This is a genomic window from Rhizobium sp. C1, assembly GCF_021026335.1.
Lineage (GTDB): Bacteria > Pseudomonadota > Alphaproteobacteria > Rhizobiales > Rhizobiaceae > Ensifer_A.
Genome location: NZ_JAJNCY010000003.1, coordinates 221116 through 236588 on the forward strand (window position 1 = coordinate 221116; position 15473 = coordinate 236588).

Below are 15473 nucleotides of genomic sequence, written 5' to 3' on the forward strand. Positions count from 1 at the left end.
ACTTATACCAGGTGGAGGAAGACGACCGCGAGGTCGATGATCTTGATGCCGGCGAAGGGCAGCAGGATGCCGCCAAGGCCGTAGATGAGGAGGTTGCGGCGCAGCAGTGTGGCAGCCCCTGCCGGACGGTAGGAGACACCCTTCAGCGCCAGCGGGATCAGCGCGATGATGATCAGCGCGTTGAAGATCACGGCCGACAGGATGGCGGACTTCGGAGAACCGAGCGCCATGATGTTGAGTGCTGAAAGCTGCGGATAGGTCACCACGAAGAGCGCCGGGATGATCGCGAAATATTTCGCGACGTCGTTGGCGATCGAGAAGGTGGTGAGCGCGCCGCGTGTCATCAGCAGCTGCTTGCCGATCTCGACGATCTCGATGAGCTTGGTCGGGCTGGAATCGAGGTCCACCATGTTGGCGGCTTCGCGGGCGGCCTGCGTGCCGGTCTGCATGGCCACGCCAACGTCTGCCTGGGCAAGCGCCGGAGCGTCATTGGTCCCGTCGCCGCACATGGCGACGAGGCGGCCGCCGCGCTGCTGCTCGCGGATATAGGCGAGCTTGTCTTCCGGCTTTGCTTCGGCGAGGAAGTCGTCGACGCCGGCTTCAGAGGCAATCGCCGCAGCGGTGACCGGATTGTCGCCCGTCACCATGACGGTGCGGATGCCCATGGCGCGAAGTTCCGCGAAACGCTCCTTGATGCCCGGCTTGACGATATCCTTCAGGTGGATGACGCCGAGCAGCTTGTTGCCGGAGGCGACGGCGAGCGGCGTGCCGCCCGAGCGAGCGACCTTGTCGACCGCCTGACGAAATGCCGGGGGGCATTCGGCTTCGGTGAGGCCGGTGAAGTTGCGAACGGAATCCACCGCGCCCTTGCGCAGGCGGCGGGTGCCGATGTCGCAGCCCGACAGACGCGTTTCAGCGGCGAAGGGCACGACGAGATCGGGCGTGATGTTCGGCGTTGCAACGCCATAGGTGCCGTTGGCAAGCGCCACGATGGAGCGGCCTTCCGGGGTGTCGTCGCCAAGGCTGGCGAGAAGCGCGGCTTCCGCCAGTTCATGGGCATCGACGCCGGGAACGGGCAGGAATTCGGACGCCATGCGGTTGCCGAAGGTGATCGTGCCGGTCTTGTCGAGCAGCAGCGTGTCGACGTCGCCGGCGGCTTCCACGGCGCGGCCGGAGGTGGCCACCACGTTGAAGCGCAGCAGGCGGTCCATGCCGGCAATGCCGATGGCCGAGAGCAGGCCGCCGATCGTGGTCGGGATCAGCGTGACGAGGAGAGCGGCGAGAACCGTGGCCGAGACCAGCGTGCCGGAATAGCCGGCGAGGCCCCAGGTCGAGACGACGACGATGAGGAAGACGATCGTGAGGCCTGAGAGCAGGATCGACAGCGCGATCTCGTTCGGCGTCTTCTGGCGTTCGGCGCCTTCGATCAGGGCGATCATGCGGTCGACGAAGCTCGAGCCCGGCTGAACGGTGATCTTGACCTTGATCCAGTCGGAGAGAACCTGTGTGCCGCCGGTGACGGCCGAGCGGTCGCCGCCGGATTCGCGGATCACGGGAGCGGATTCGCCGGTAATGGCGCTTTCATTGACCGAGGCGATGCCCTCGATCACTTCGCCGTCACCGGGGATGAGTTCCCCGGCCTCGACGATGACGATATCGCCGAGCTTGAGGAGCGTGGCGGCGATCTTTTCCTCGCGCCCGTCCTTGAGACGACGGGCGACGAGTTCGGATTTGGTCTTCTTCAGGCTTTCGGCCTGCGCCCTGCCGCGCCCTTCGGCGACGGCTTCGGCAAAGGTGGCGAAGAGCACGGTGAACCAGAGCCAGGCAGCGATCTGACCGGAGAAGACGCCTTCGTTTCCACCCGCGATCAGGTCGCGGATGAAGATGGCGGATACGAAGGCGGCGACGACTTCCGTGACGAAGATGACCGGGTTGCGGATCAGCTGACGCGGATCGAGCTTGATAAAGGCGTCCTTGATGGCCGGGAACACGATGCTCGGATCAAGAAGGGCCGGGGTTGTTGTCTTGTTGGACATTGTCATTGACCTTTAGAACGTCTGGCCGGCCATCATGGCGAAGTGCTCGACGATCGGGCCCAGTGCCAGTGACGGGAAGAATTGCAGTCCGCCGAGGATCAGGATGATGCCGATCAGCAGGCCGGCGAAAAGCGGCGTGTCGGTGGGGAAGGTACCCTTGGAAGAGGGGATCTTCTGTTTTGCGGCGAGCGAGCCGGCAATGGCCATGACCGGGACGACATAGGCGAAGCGGCCGAGAAGCATGGAGATGCCGAGCGTCGTGTTGTACCAGACGGTGTTGCCGCTGAGGCCTGCCATGGCCGAGCCGTTATTGCCGGCAGCCGAGGTGAAGGCATAGAGGATTTCCGACAGGCCGTGCGGGCCGGGCGTGCCGATGGCGGCGACCGCTGCGGGCAGCATGGCCGAGATGGCGGAGAAGGCAAGGATGACCAGCGGCAGGATGAGAACCGCCAGCATGGCGAACTTCATCTCGCGGCTTTCGATCTTCTTGCCGAGGAATTCCGGCGTGCGGCCGACCATGAGACCGGCAACGAAGACGGAGAGCACGGCGAAGACGATCAGGCCATAGAGACCCGAGCCGACACCGCCCGGCAGGACTTCGCCGAGATGGATGAGAAACATCGGAACGAGGCCGCCGATGCCGGTATAGGAACCGATCATGCTGTTGACGCCGCCGTCCGAAAGGCCTGTCGTGACCGCCGTGTAGAGCGTGGACATGGCCTGGCCGAAGCGGACTTCCTTGCCTTCCATGTTGCCCATGGAGGGGTCGAGGCCGAGCGAGGTCAGGATCGGGTTGCCGGCAGTTTCCGCCCAGTAGGTGATGCCGATACCGGCGATGAGCAGGACGGCAATGGCGCTGATGAGAACCCAGCCCTGCTTGCGGTTGCCGGTCATCTGGCCGAACATGTAGACCATGGCCGCCGAGATCGACAGCATGGCGAAGATGTTGATGTAGTTGGCAATCGCGTTCGGGTTTTCAAACGGATGCGCGGCGTTGGCGTTATAGAAACCGCCGCCATTCGTGCCGAGCTGCTTGATGGCTTCCTGGCTGGCAACGGGGCCGAGCGTGATCACCTGCTTGGCACCTTCCAGCGTCGTGGCGGTCACCGAGCCGTCCATCGTCTGCGGCAGGCCGAGGAAGATGAAGGCGATCGTGACGATGATGGAGAGCGGCAGCAGGACGTAAAGCGTCGCCCGTGTCGTATCGACCCAAAAATTGCCGACCGTTTCCGCCTTGGAACGGATGAAGGCGCGCGTGACGGCAATGGCGAGCGCCATGCCGGTGGCGGCAGAGAGGAAGTTTTGCACGGCCAGACCGGCCATCTGGGTGAAATTGCTCATCACCGCTTCGCCGGAATAGTTCTGCCAGTTGGTGTTGGTGACGAAGCTCGCCGAGGTGTTGAAGGCGAGATCGCTCGGGACAGCGCCAAAGCCCTGCGGATTGACCGGCAGATAGGCCTGCAGGCGCATGATGGCATAAAGTACGACGAAGCCGGCGACCGAGAAGGCGAGCATGGCGAGCGTATAGGCAAGCCAACCCTGTTCCTTGTCGCGATTGATGCCGGAAAGCTTGTAGATGGCGGTCTCAAGCGGTCCAAGGACCGGCGCGAGGACTGTCTTCTCGCCTGAGAAGACCTTGGCCATGTAAAGGCCGAGCGGTTTGATCGAAGCCAGCACGAGCGCCAGCAGAAAGCCGATCTGAACCCATCCGATAAGTGTCATGATGTTTCTCCCCGACCTTTAGAATTTCTCCGGTCGCAGAAGCGTGGCGACCAGATAGACGGCGAGAGCGACGGCAATGATGAAGCCGATGACGGGAATGATCATGGCGAGCCTCAAAGACGCTGGAGGCTGTGCGCATAAAGGGCCAGCACGATGAACGTGCCGATGCCCAGCGCGAGAAAGATGATGTCGGACATGTCCGGACTCCTGTTGTTACAGGTCCGGATTTTACGCCCGCATCAGGTCAGGTCTCGATTGCGAAGGTGGGGAGGGCGCATCAGGAAAACATAAAGATCGTCCTCACGCGGTCAGCGTGAGGAAGGATAGCGAAGGCCGATGAAGGCAAGAAGTGCGGCCGCGCCAAAGGCGTTAAGCTTGAACAGCGTCGCAACACTTTCAGGCGAAAATGCGCCCGCGAGGCCCACCGGAAAGCGGCCATAGACGAGAGCGAACAGCACGAAGACTGCCGAAATGGCGATGCGCCTCGTCCAGACCTCTGCCGCTTCGAAGGACATGGCCGCGAGCATCAGGGCCGCGAAGAGGAAGAGCCAGGCACCCGTGCCGTCGCCCAGCGCCATGCCGATCGCGACCGTGTCAATTGCGCCGACAGCGACCAGTGCGACCCGTGCCGCATAAGGATTGCGCCGGGCCAGAAAGGGCAGGGCGACCCAGATGGGAAACGACGCGGCCGTCCAGAACGATGCCTTCAGTGCGTCTGGCGCGAGCCACCAGACGTAAAGAGGATAGATAGGCTTGTTGAGCGCAATCACCGTCGACACCGACATGGCTGCCGATGTCAATGGATCGAGCGCGCGGGGCTCGCTTCTGTCCATGGCGAGCGTCATGCCGGCGACAGCCGGTAGTGGGAAACGCCCCAGGTCTCGCCATTGTTGTGACCGAAGAGACCTGCGGTGGCGAGGAAGAAGAGGCGCCAGCGGCGATGCCAGACCTGTGCATCCTTGCCGTAGCATTCGCTCAGGACCCGGCGCACGGCTTCGTCGTTCCTGTCGAAGTTTTCCAGCCAGTGCTTCGCCGTCTTTTCGTAATGCTGGCCGTTCCACTTCCACTCGGCCTCGACCTTGTAGATATCGGAAAAGCGGTGGATCAGCTCATGCGAGGGCATGATGCCGCCGGTGAAGAAGTGCTGTGCGATCCAGTCGGCCTGGTCCCGATGGTCGAAGCGGTAGGATCGGTCGCGATGGGTGAAGATATGCATGAAGAGGCGGCCGTCCGGCTTCAGCCATGAGCGGGTGCGGGTCAGCAGTTCGTGCCAGTTCGACATGTGCTCGAACATCTCGACCGAAACGATCCGGTCGAACTGTGCCTGCGGGTCGAATTCGGTCATGTTGGCGGTACGAACGGCGAGGTTCTTGAAACCGCGCGCCTTGGCTACGCCCTCTATATGGGCGCGCTGGGAGGCGGAATTCGAGACTGCGACGATACATGAGTTGGGGAAATGCTCCGCCATGTAGAGCGACAGCGAACCCCAGCCGCAGCCGAGTTCCAGAATGGTCTGGCCATCGGCGAGGCCGGCATTTTCCACGGTGCGCTTCAGGGCTGCGATTTCCGCCTGGTCGAGCGTGTCGCCGGCATTTTCATAGAAGCAGCAGGAATATTTGCGGCGTGCGCCGAGCGCCAGGCCGAAAAAGTCCGCGGGCACTTCGTAATGCTGCTCGTTCGCCTCGTCCGTGTGGATGGCAATCGGATAGGCCTTCATCGTCTCGAAGAACATCGCCTCTTCGGTCTCTGCGACGGTCTGAAGACGGCGGCCCGTGCGTCCGACGAGGAACTCCACGCCGGCGGCGGTCAGCCAGTCGGGAAGGTTCACCCGCTCGGCGGCATTGATGACATTGGCGATCATGGTCATTTCGCGGTCTCCTTGAAATCGAGCGGGCGGGGCGGGCCGGGGAAAAAGGCATTCACGCGCTGCTGGTACTGGCGGAAGCGTTCGCCGCGGGATGCCAGCATGTGCTTTTCGAGCGGCGGAATGCCCGACACGTGCACGAGAAGGTAATACATGAGTGCGGGCGCGAGCAGCGATGCAGCTATCGCCAGGGGGCTGCCCGTGGAAAGAGCCATCACCGGCCATGCGCACCAGTAAAGCCATTCAAAGAAATAATTGGGATGGCGCGACCAGCGCCAGAGACCCACATCACAAATGCCCTTGAAGCCCTTGTTTTCGCGACGGAACTCGGAAAGCTGGCGGTCGGAGATCGCTTCTCCCGTAATGGCGATCACGGCGACCGCGAGCGCAGCAAGGTGGAAGTGCGTCAGTGTCGCGACGCCGGTGGTGGCGGCCATGACCGAGATCACCAGGATGAAGGATACGACGGCCTGAATCTGGAGAAACTTGAAGAGCTGCTGCGGTGCTGCGTTGCCCCATTCCTCTATAAGTGCCGCGTAACGCGGATCTTCGCCAGCGAACCGGCTGCGACCGCCGATGTGAACGGCGAGCCGCGCCGCCCACAGCGCCAGGATCAGCGCCGCCACGATGCCCGGCTCAGTGGTCAAGACGCCAGCGAGCGCAAGGCCGATGATCGCCGCAATTCCGGTCAGCGCCGACCAGGCCATATCCACCCAGCCGCTATTGCCGGTCTTGCGCTGCACAGCCCAAGCGGCGGCCATGCCGAGCGAAAGGAATATCAGGGGAACTATCATCGAAAGCGCATTCATCGCCAAATCCATTTGTTTCTATGGAACTCATTACGGGGGCATCGGCGTTCTGGATTTCAGAATTTCGCTGGTGCGCGATCCGCCGTGATCTTCAAACCGTAATCAGTTGCATAAAATTTCTGAGGAGATATTTGCGATGTTGAACCGCTCGATTGCACTGACAGCTCTTGTTCTTATGGGCGCCGGACAGGCGTTTGCTGCCGAAGACGGATCCATGAAAGGGGTTTGGTCACGCGGCGACGGCAACGCAAAGGTTCGTATCGAGAGCTGCGGATCTGCTCTCTGCGCCACCAATCTCTGGATCAAGCCGGGTACGCCGAGCGAAAAGGTGGGTGACAAGCTGATCATGAATGTCACCTCGTCCGGCGGCGGCAAATACGAGGGCAAGGCGCAGGACCCCCAGCGCGGCCTGACCTACAATCTGCAGGTCGACGTGAAGGGCTCCAGCATGACGACGCGCGGCTGCGTCCTTGCCAAGATCGTCTGCAAGTCGGTGAGCTGGTCGCGGGCGCAGTAGACAGCACCCGCGACCGAGTCGATCTTAATCAATGCTCATATGCGCGCCGGGCTCGCCCATCTGCCAGTAGCCCGACGCCCTGAACCATCCGGCTGGGAGGCCGCGGGTGTCCGTCATGTAAGTCCGGATCGCCTTGGCAACCTTCGCTTCTGCGGCAATCCAAACGAAAGTCGCCGGAAGAAGCTCGATCTGGTTGAGGGCGGTGATCAGTGGTTGCGCGTTCGCACTGTCGGAGACTGGGCGGGTCACCCAGATCTCTCGGTGTGTGGCCCTTCCCTCGAAGCTTTGTCTGTCTTCGTCTGCTGCAATTGCCATCACGCTGGTCAGCGTCACGCCGGGTGCCGCCTCCTCAATCCGGCGGCCGATCGCGGGAATAGCGGTCTCGTCGCCGATCAGCAGCCAATGGTCGATCCGGCCGTGCAGCAGCGCCGAGCCCCGTGGGCCTCCGATCTCGATCGTGTCGCCAGCCTGGGCTTTCAGCGCCCACGAGGTCGCCGGACCGGCATCGTGGACAGCGAAATCGATGATCAGCGTACGGGCGGCAGTGTCGAAGCGCCGGGGCGTATATTCCCGCATGAAAGGCTGGCCATCCGCATTGGGGATGAAAAGCTTGATATGGTCGTCCGGGGCAAGGCTGGCGAAATCGGCAAGGTCCTCACTTGTAAAATGCAGCCGCAGCATGCCGTCTGACAGCCGCTCGGATCGGGCGATGGTCAGATTGCGGCGCTTGAGTTCGAGGCGGGCGCGTTCGATCACGGGCGGTGCTTCCGAAAGCGCGGTCGCATGGTCGTTCAGTGTCATGTCCTGGATCCTTTAGGCAAGCGAAGGCAAGCCGGCCTTTTTGCGGGCTTCGCCTTCTTCACTGGCGCGTTGGGTGACGTTAACGCTTACGTGTCTTTGCGTCTTGGCTGGGACATTGCATCATGAAGCTTACAGAAGCTCGAAATGTGGCAGATGTCTGGCGGGGGCATATACAAAGCTCCATTCTCGTACCCCCAGCGGTCAGATCATACCGCAGAGATTCAAGTGGGGTTCTGTGTCAGGCCGCGAGGCTCAAGCGGAGATAGTTGGTGAAAAGATCACCGGCCTTTGCCAGATCCTTGTCGTTGACGATGACCAGATCGGCAGTCGTGTCGTCGCCCAGTTCCCCGCTGCGTTCAAGGCGCTGAAGGATGCTCTCGGCACTTTCGCGGCCGCGTGCGGCCAGCCGCTCGGCAAGCACGTCTTTCGGCGCGGTCACCAGAACCACTTTCAGCGCATCTCCATAGACCTCGCGAAAAGTGGGCAGGGCAGCGCGAGAGCCGTTGACGATCAAAATCCGACCCGCATCGAGATCGTCCAGCGTTTCGACGGGTATGCCATAGAACAGGCCGTGCGCCTGCCAGTGCAGGGCAAGCTTTCCGGTCGCCGCCAGTTCGCTAAAGCCGGCATGATCGACCGGCTGGTGATCCTCGCCACCCGCCTCCTTAGGCCGCGTTATGTATCGCTTGACGAAGCGATACATTGTTTTGTCGCCGGCAAGCTGGCGGCGCGCAAGATCCATGACACTGTCCTTGCCAGCGCCGCTCGGACCAACGACGACAAAGATCGTTCCCGCGCCCATGTCACGCCACCCGACGACCCTGACGCCACACGCCGCGCACAACCGGAACGCCGTCGTTGCGGCGAACGCGGACGAGATCGGCGCGCAGGCCGGGCGCGATGCGGCCGCGATCGTCGAGACCGACGGTGCGGGCCGGTGTTGCGGTGACCATGGCGAGCGCCTGCGGCAGCGAGATATCCTCATGCGTCTCGGCCAGAATGAAGGGCGCATGGATGAGGCTCAGCGGCACGTAGTCGGAAGAAAGAACGTCCAGCACGCCGTGTTCGGCGAGATCGCGGGCGGCGATATTGCCGGAATGCGACTTGCCGCGCACGATGTTCGGCGCGCCCATCAGCACGCTCATGCCAGCCTCATGCGATGCCTTTGCGGCTTCCATGCTGGTCGGGAACTCGGCCAGGCGCACACCGAAGCTCTTGGCTTCCTCGACATGATCAAGCGTTGCGTCGTCATGCGATGCAATCGAGATACCGCGCGCATGGCAGGAATCGGCAATCGCGATGCGGTGCTGGTTGGAATATTTTTCAGATGCTTCGAGGCGGCGCTGCACAAATTCCGCGAACTGCTCGTCGGAAAGGCCGCGCTTGGTTTTGTAATAGAGCGTGTACTGGTCCATGGTCTGGAACTGGCGCTGACCCGGCGCATGGTCCATCATCGAGGCGAGCCGGACGGCGGCGACATCGCTGAAGGCGTTGAAGTGGTCGAGCACATTATGCGCCGAGACTTCGCAACGCAGATGGATGAAGTGATCGGCACGCAACCGTTCCTCGTCGGCAGCCTGTTGCAACGCATCCGCCATCATGCGCATTTCGCCGTCGTCGAAACCGCCATCCTCGTCTGCGCCCATGCGCAGGCAATCGAACACCGTGGTGATGCCCGAGGATGAGATCTGCGCGTCATGGGCCTGGATCGCCGACATCATGTTCCAGCGCACGCCGGGACGCGGGGAATAGTGCGATTCCAGATGGTCGGTGTGGAGTTCGACAAGGCCGGGTATGACGTAATCGCCATCAAAATCCTCTCCGGGTGCCGAGGAGTTCGCCGTAATGTCGGCAATCAGTCCGTCGCGGACGAGAACCGAGCCATGCCGCACCTCGTCCTCCAGGACGATCCGGGCGTTTCTGATCACAAATTCCGCAGTCATGGGTGCATGCCTTTCCTTACGCCGTCTTGAGCGGCTTGATCCGTTCGACATGGAAGGGCGCGCCGCGTTCCGGCTCGACGAAGAGGGCCAGATGCGAGGTGGCTAGAGGCTTTCCGGCAAAAGGACCGAAATGCATCTCAAGTCTCGATCTGACATCGCTCCGGTCGGCCTCGGGGACAGGCCCGGTCAATGTCATGTGAAATCTGAATTCCTCGAACACGTAGGGGTAACCCCATTCGAGGAGATATTGGCGCTGCCGCTCCGGAAGCGCATCCGGCTTGCGCCGTGCAATGTCCGCCTCGCTCAAGAGCGCGCGAAAGGGTTCGAAGGTGCGGACACAGGCCTCTGCCAGCGCGTTGATGCCGGCATGGGAATCCATGCCCGGCACGAGAGCGAAGAAGGGGCCGAGCTGGCCGATGACGACTTCCGGGATTTCGAAGGCCGGTGTTTCGGCGCAGAACTCATCGAATGCGTCGAAGAGGCTGGCCGGATCGATCCCGCCGCGCAGGTGAAATGGTGCCTTCAGCGTACCGTGGAAGCCGTAGCGTGCCGGATCGGCGACGAGTTCCTCACGACCCGTGGCGGCAGGAACATCCTCACCAAAGGCATCGCGACCCAGCCATGATGCGGCAGCGCGGGTCAGCGGATGGTCGGCTTCCATTGAAAAATAGATTGCATAACGCAAGGGGGTCTTCCTTGGCTTCAAACTGAACAGGTCAGGACTGGCAAACGGGGAATCGGGTAGCCTAGACTTGAGGTTTGCAGATAGGCCCCGATTATGACAGTCCTTTGGTCGGAAATCGGCATCGTCAGATCATCTTTTCTCCGACGATCGCGCTGCGGAGCTTGTTGGAGATCATGTCGAAGACGTAGACCACGATCAGCAGCAGAACGACCATGTAGGCCACGTTCTGCCAATTGTCGTTGGTGCGCATGGCTTCCCAGATCTTCAGGCCGATGCCGCCGGCGCCGATCGCGCCGATGATGGTCGCGCCGCGGATGTTGGATTCCCATTGATAGAGCGTCTGGCCGGCAAAGACGGGCATCACCTGCGGCAGCACGCCGTAGCGCTGGATCGCGATCGGCGAGGCGCCGACCGATCGGATGCCCTCGCGCGGCTTGTTGTCGATATTTTCCAGCGCTTCGGCATAGAGCTTGCCCAGCGAGCCGACCTCCATGAGGAAGATGGCGCCGCTACCGGACAAGGGGCCGGGGCCGAAGGCGCGGGTCAGGAACAGGCCCCAGATGAGCATGTCGACGGAGCGCATGAAGTCGAAGAAGCGCTTGAGAACCGAATTGAGCAGCCGGTTTGGCGTGATGTTGCGGGCCGCCAGGAAGGCGAGCGGGAAGCCGACGACTGCGCCGAGCAGCGTGCCGAGGAAGGCCATCACGATGGTCTGGAAGAGTTTCGTCCAGACGTCGCCATGCTGCCAGGTCATGTTGTTCCAGAAATTGTCGAAGGCGAGCGAGAGGTTAGACTGGCTCGGATCGATGCGCTCGCCGGAGGTCAGAAGAGACACGACTTCGCTCGTCGATTTGCCGAAGAAAGGCGAGGTGGGGTCGAATATGAAATTCGGCCAGCCGAAGAAGCGCTTGACGACCTTCACGCGGTTGGCGTCGATGCTGAGCCAGCCGGAAAGGCCGAGATCGACCTGGACATTGTCGGCGGACGCGCTCACCCAGGCAGGTGCGGCGCCGACCACGACGGGGGTCGTGCCGGACGTCCTGATCGTGAGGCTGGTGCCATGCGCGTTCACCACGGTCTCGGTTCGACCGATATGAACCCCGCCGGCCATGTCGACGCTATAGGAACCATCGGCCTCGGTCTTGATCCAGGCCGGCTGCTTGGGATCGTCGCCCAGAACCGAAAAACGCGGATAGCGGATATCGATCGTGCCATTATCCTTGACGCGGAACTGTGGCTGCACGTCGTAGCTCACCCATTGCAGCAGATAGATGCTGAAGCGCTCCCAATGGGCCTCATGCACCATCTTCGGCAGGTTGAAGAACCAGACGGCATAGAGAACGTAGAGTAGCGTCCCGATGATCACAAGCGGCGCGCCGAAGCGCTGCCAGCGGGTGCGGTGCAGAAGCTCGGGGAAGCGTGCCTCGATATCGCGGCGATCGAAGGTGTTGATCATCGTCATGGTCGGGCTCCCTCAATGCGCCAGCAGGAATTGATGTTCGCCGACGAGCTTCTTGCGCAGCCAGGCCGAAAGCTGATCGACCGCAATGATCGTCAGGAAGAGCAGCAGAAGCAGCGCCAGCGTCTTGGCGCCGAAGCCGCGGGCAATCGCCAGACGCAGCTCTTCGCCGATACCGCCGCCACCGACGGCGCCGATGATGGTCGATGCGCGCACGTTGATCTCCAGGCGCAGCAGGCCATAGGAGATCAGATTGGGCAGAACCTGCGGAAGGGCGGCAAAGCGGATTCGCTCCAGTCGCGTGCCGCCGACCGAGCGGACGCCTTCGTCCGGCTTCATGTCGATGTTTTCGATGATCTCGTAAAACAGCTTGCCGAGCGCGCCGATCGTGTGCAGCAGGATCGCGGCGATGGCCGGAACCGGGCCGGCAGAGAGGACCGCGGCGAAAAGGCCGGCAAAGACGAGTTCTGGAAAGGCGCGCAGGAATTCGCAGATCCGCCGCGCACCGAACCGGATGGCCGGCGAGGGCGTGATGTTGCGCGCGGACATGAAGGCCAGCGGCACGGCGATGAGAAAGCCGAAAATGGTCGAGAAGATCGCGATATTCAGCGTCGTGATCATCAGTTCGAAATATTCGGGGATATAGAAATCGCCCCAGATATAGACACGGCCGGAGGCGAAATCATAGGCCTCACTGCCATTGGCGAGCGGGCTTGGGCGGCCGAACAGCGCGCGCCAGACATCGTTCCAGTCATTGGGGATCAGCCATTGCAGGAAGTCGAAGAGATGCGGCAGGCGCTCGAAGAAGTGGCCGGCATTGGCTTCATCGGCGTACTGAACCGAGCCGACAAAGCCGATGGCGATCAGGATGAGGCCGATGACCGTGTAGAGCCTGCGGCTCGATGTCGTCCGGTCCCAGGCTGCGACGATGTCGCGCGTGGTTTCTTTCAGGACCGGTTCGGTTTGGGCAACGCTCATCGTGGCTCCGTCGGGTGTTCCGGGATAGTCGGGAGGTTGGCATAAACAAGAGAATGGGCGGCCCGGATGAGCCGCCCATCGTCAGAATGTCGGAGGATCAGCCGCCGATGGCCTGCTTGCGAACGTCAATGATGGCCTTGTAGTTGTCGGCCGTCACCGGAACGTAGCCCTTGAAGTCGCCGCCTTCGATGGCGCTGAAGCACTTGGCGTCCTTGGCCGGCAGCTCGGTGAAGAACTTGGCGAGCTTCGCCTGCCATTCCTGGCCGAGTTCGTTGCGGACGACGAGCGGGCCATTCGGGATGAGCGGCGAACGCCAGACTTCGACCAGCTTGGACGGATCGACCTTGCCCTTGGCAACAAGCTTGTGGAACGTGCCGGAGGTGTAGCCGTCAGCGAAATCGCCGATGCCCGACGAGTCGTCGACAGCGACGTCGACCTTGCCGTCATAGACGGCGAGCAGGTTGTTCTCGTGGCCGCCGTTGAACTGCGTGGCCGAGAAGAACTTGTCGTTCGGGGCGCCGGTGTCCTTCGGGATCTGGGTGAGCGGGATGAGGTAGCCCGAAGTGGAGTCCGGGTCGGCGTAGCCGAGCTTCTTGCCCTTGGCGTCCTTGATGTCCTTGATGCCCGAGGACTTCAGCGCGAGACCGATGGAGTAGTAGCCGGTCGAGCCGTCGTTCTGCTGGGTCGTCAGGATCGGGGTGACGGCCTTCGGGTTCTTCAGGTAGACGTTTGCGAAGCCGGAAGCGCCGAGTTCGGCGAAGTCGAGCGTACCGCCGAGCAGGCCCTGGATCACGCCGTCATAGTCAGCTGCCGGGAAGAGCGAGACTTTCTCGAAGCCGAATTCCTTCTTAAGGTGGTCCTGAAGGCAGGCGTAGTTGCGCAGACGGTCCGTCTGGTTTTCGCCGCCGAGGATGCCGACGCGAAATTCCTTGAGATCGGCTGCACCCGCATTGACGGCGAGCGCGAGAACCGCCGAAGCGGCGAGCAGGGCTTTCTTGAACATGGTTTTCTCCAGTAAAACCGGCGATCTGCCGGAAAGTCTTCAAGCTGCAACGATTGCCTTTGACGCTGGCGGGCGAACTGTCGCCGTCAGTTGACGGCAGGCATGAGCGCACCGGCCACGGCGGGCTTCATGACCGGGATCGGGTTGATGGACGTGGACGTCATCGTCTCGTCGATGGCGCCGTCCGCGCCATAGATGCGGTTGACCGCTTCTGTCGTCAGGTCCGCAGGCGTGCCGTCGAAAACGACGCGGCCGCCTGCCATGCCGATGATGCGCTGGCAATAGGCGCGCGCGGTATCGAGCGTGTGCAGGTTGGTGATGACCGTGATGCCCTCGCGCTCATTGATGTCGCGCAGCGCATCCATGACGATCTTCGCATTCATCGGGTCGAGCGAGGCAATCGGCTCGTCGGCGAGCAGAACCTTCGGCTGCTGCATGAGCGCGCGGGCGATCGCGACGCGCTGCTGCTGGCCGCCCGAGAGCGTGCCGGCCGGCTGAAGAGCGGTCTGCTCGATGCCGAGGCGTTCGAGCGCTGCAATCGCCATGATGCGCTCTTCGCGGCTGAACAAGCCAAGGACGCTCATGAGGGTTGAGCGGTGGTTGAGGCGGCCGAGCATCACATTCGTCAGAACATCAAGACGGGGAACCAGATTGAACTGCTGGAAGATCATGGCGCAGTCGCGATGCCAGGCGCGCAGAGCGCTGCCCTTGAGCGCCGAGACTTCCAAGCCGTCGAAGACAATCGCGCCGGAGGTCGGATCCGTCAGGCGATTGAGCATGCGCATCAGCGTCGACTTGCCGGCGCCGGAACGGCCGATCACGCCAACCATCTGGCCCGACGGAATCGCAAAGCTGACGCTGTCGACAGCCGTCTTGCGGCCGAACACACGGCTCACTTGCTTGAGCTCAAACATGAACCAAGTCCCTGTTTCATTTTTTATTAAGAGAAACGCTACTGCCCGAGCTTGAAGCCGCGATGTCAGTTTTGTTGCATTTTTCTGAATTTGATTTTGCAGTTTTGTGACGGAATATGTGACGCCGTTATTCGTATTTGGCGAGGAAGGCTTCGGCGTCCAGCGCGCGGAAATCTTCAAGCGCGCCGCGCAGCGCGTCATGCTCCCAGTCCCACCAGGCAAGGGCTTCGAAACGCTCGACAATTTCCTTTGGAAAGCGTTCGCGGATCGGTGCCGCGGGTACGCCGCCGACGATAGTGTAAGGGGCGACATCCTTGGAAACCACCGCGCCCGCGCCAATGACAGCGCCATTGCCGATTGTGACACCGGGAAGAAGGATCGCACCATGGCCGATCCAGGTATCATGGCCGATTGTGACACGGTTTTCACGCCGCCAGGAGAAGAAGTCCTTCTCGTCCTCGGCATCCGGCCAGTAATCGCCGGCGCGATAGGTGAAGTGGTGAAGTGTTGCCCGCCACATCGGATGCTTGGTGGCATTGATGCGGACATCGGCGGCGATATTGGCGAATTTGCCGATCGTCGCGCACCAGACCATGCTGCCGCGCTCGATATAGGAGTAATCGCCCAGCTCTGTTTCACTGACGCGGCAGAGTTCGGCAATCTCGGTATATCGGCCGAGCGTGCAGTCCTTCACCTTGGCGGTCGGATCGATCAAGGGAGCGACGGAAAGCTTGGTCATCTC

Annotated in this window: 16 protein-coding genes; 1 reads left to right on the forward strand and 15 read right to left on the reverse strand. The window is 61.8% G+C overall.

Annotated features, from left to right (window positions below):
* Positions 1-2: 2 nt before the first annotated feature.
* From kdpB to LQK83_RS09275, 6 genes are all read right to left on the reverse strand, one after another.
* Positions 3-2036 (reverse strand): potassium-transporting ATPase subunit KdpB, encoded by a 2034-nt coding sequence (gene kdpB / locus LQK83_RS09255; protein ID WP_230837112.1) that lies wholly within the window; start codon positions 2034-2036, stop codon positions 3-5.
* A gap of 12 nt (positions 2037-2048) precedes the next feature.
* Positions 2049-3758 (reverse strand): potassium-transporting ATPase subunit KdpA, encoded by a 1710-nt coding sequence (gene kdpA / locus LQK83_RS09260; protein WP_230837113.1) that lies wholly within the window; start codon positions 3756-3758, stop codon positions 2049-2051.
* A gap of 18 nt (positions 3759-3776) precedes the next feature.
* Positions 3777-3863, reverse strand: coding sequence for a K(+)-transporting ATPase subunit F (gene kdpF, locus LQK83_RS21840; RefSeq protein ID WP_109854265.1), 87 nt, complete (start codon positions 3861-3863; stop codon positions 3777-3779).
* 203 nt (positions 3864-4066) lie between these two features.
* Positions 4067-4591, reverse strand: coding sequence for a hypothetical protein (locus tag LQK83_RS09265; RefSeq protein ID WP_230837114.1), 525 nt, complete (start codon positions 4589-4591; stop codon positions 4067-4069).
* An 8-nt stretch (positions 4592-4599) separates the two neighbouring features.
* The gene (locus LQK83_RS09270; protein WP_230837115.1) at positions 4600-5625 is read right to left on the reverse strand and encodes an SAM-dependent methyltransferase; all 1026 of its coding nucleotides are present in this window, start codon (positions 5623-5625) and stop codon (positions 4600-4602) included.
* Positions 5622-6416, reverse strand: a complete 795-nt coding sequence (locus LQK83_RS09275) for a DUF1295 domain-containing protein (RefSeq protein WP_230837116.1) — start codon at positions 6414-6416, stop codon at positions 5622-5624. The genes LQK83_RS09270 and LQK83_RS09275 overlap by 4 nt, the downstream gene beginning before the upstream one ends.
* A 151-nt stretch (positions 6417-6567) precedes the next feature.
* On the opposite strand from LQK83_RS09275, the gene LQK83_RS09280 reads away from it, so the two are divergent.
* Positions 6568-6948, forward strand: a complete 381-nt coding sequence (locus tag LQK83_RS09280; protein ID WP_230837117.1) for a DUF2147 domain-containing protein — start codon at positions 6568-6570, stop codon at positions 6946-6948.
* Between the two features lie 24 nt (positions 6949-6972).
* On the opposite strand, the gene LQK83_RS09285 is transcribed toward LQK83_RS09280, so the two are convergent.
* The 9 genes from LQK83_RS09285 to LQK83_RS09325 all read right to left on the reverse strand — a co-directional run bounded on the left by LQK83_RS09285 (position 6973) and on the right by LQK83_RS09325 (position 15470).
* Positions 6973-7749 (reverse strand): siderophore-interacting protein, encoded by a 777-nt coding sequence (locus LQK83_RS09285; protein ID WP_230837118.1) that lies wholly within the window; start codon positions 7747-7749, stop codon positions 6973-6975.
* Between the two features lie 238 nt (positions 7750-7987).
* Positions 7988-8551, reverse strand: a complete 564-nt coding sequence (gene phnN / locus LQK83_RS09290; RefSeq protein WP_230837119.1) for a phosphonate metabolism protein/1,5-bisphosphokinase (PRPP-forming) PhnN — start codon at positions 8549-8551, stop codon at positions 7988-7990.
* A gap of 1 nt (position 8552) precedes the next feature.
* Positions 8553-9692: an alpha-D-ribose 1-methylphosphonate 5-triphosphate diphosphatase gene (locus LQK83_RS09295; RefSeq protein WP_230837120.1), complete on the reverse strand. Its 1140-nt coding sequence runs from the start codon at positions 9690-9692 to the stop codon at positions 8553-8555.
* A 16-nt stretch (positions 9693-9708) separates the two neighbouring features.
* Positions 9709-10377 (reverse strand): DUF1045 domain-containing protein, encoded by a 669-nt coding sequence (locus LQK83_RS09300; protein ID WP_230837121.1) that lies wholly within the window; start codon positions 10375-10377, stop codon positions 9709-9711.
* Between the two features lie 124 nt (positions 10378-10501).
* Positions 10502-11839: a phosphonate ABC transporter, permease protein PhnE gene (phnE, locus tag LQK83_RS09305; RefSeq protein WP_230837122.1), complete on the reverse strand. Its 1338-nt coding sequence runs from the start codon at positions 11837-11839 to the stop codon at positions 10502-10504.
* Positions 11840-11851: 12 nt separating this feature from the next.
* Positions 11852-12814: a phosphonate ABC transporter, permease protein PhnE gene (gene phnE, locus LQK83_RS09310; RefSeq protein ID WP_230837123.1), complete on the reverse strand. Its 963-nt coding sequence runs from the start codon at positions 12812-12814 to the stop codon at positions 11852-11854.
* Between the two features lie 97 nt (positions 12815-12911).
* Positions 12912-13817 (reverse strand): phosphonate ABC transporter substrate-binding protein, encoded by a 906-nt coding sequence (phnD, locus tag LQK83_RS09315; RefSeq protein ID WP_230837124.1) that lies wholly within the window; start codon positions 13815-13817, stop codon positions 12912-12914.
* 86 nt (positions 13818-13903) lie between these two features.
* Positions 13904-14731: a phosphonate ABC transporter ATP-binding protein gene (gene phnC, locus LQK83_RS09320; RefSeq protein WP_230837125.1), complete on the reverse strand. Its 828-nt coding sequence runs from the start codon at positions 14729-14731 to the stop codon at positions 13904-13906.
* A gap of 127 nt (positions 14732-14858) precedes the next feature.
* Positions 14859-15470, reverse strand: a complete 612-nt coding sequence (locus LQK83_RS09325) for a DapH/DapD/GlmU-related protein (protein ID WP_230837126.1) — start codon at positions 15468-15470, stop codon at positions 14859-14861.
* Between the last annotated feature and the right edge of the window lie 3 nt (positions 15471-15473).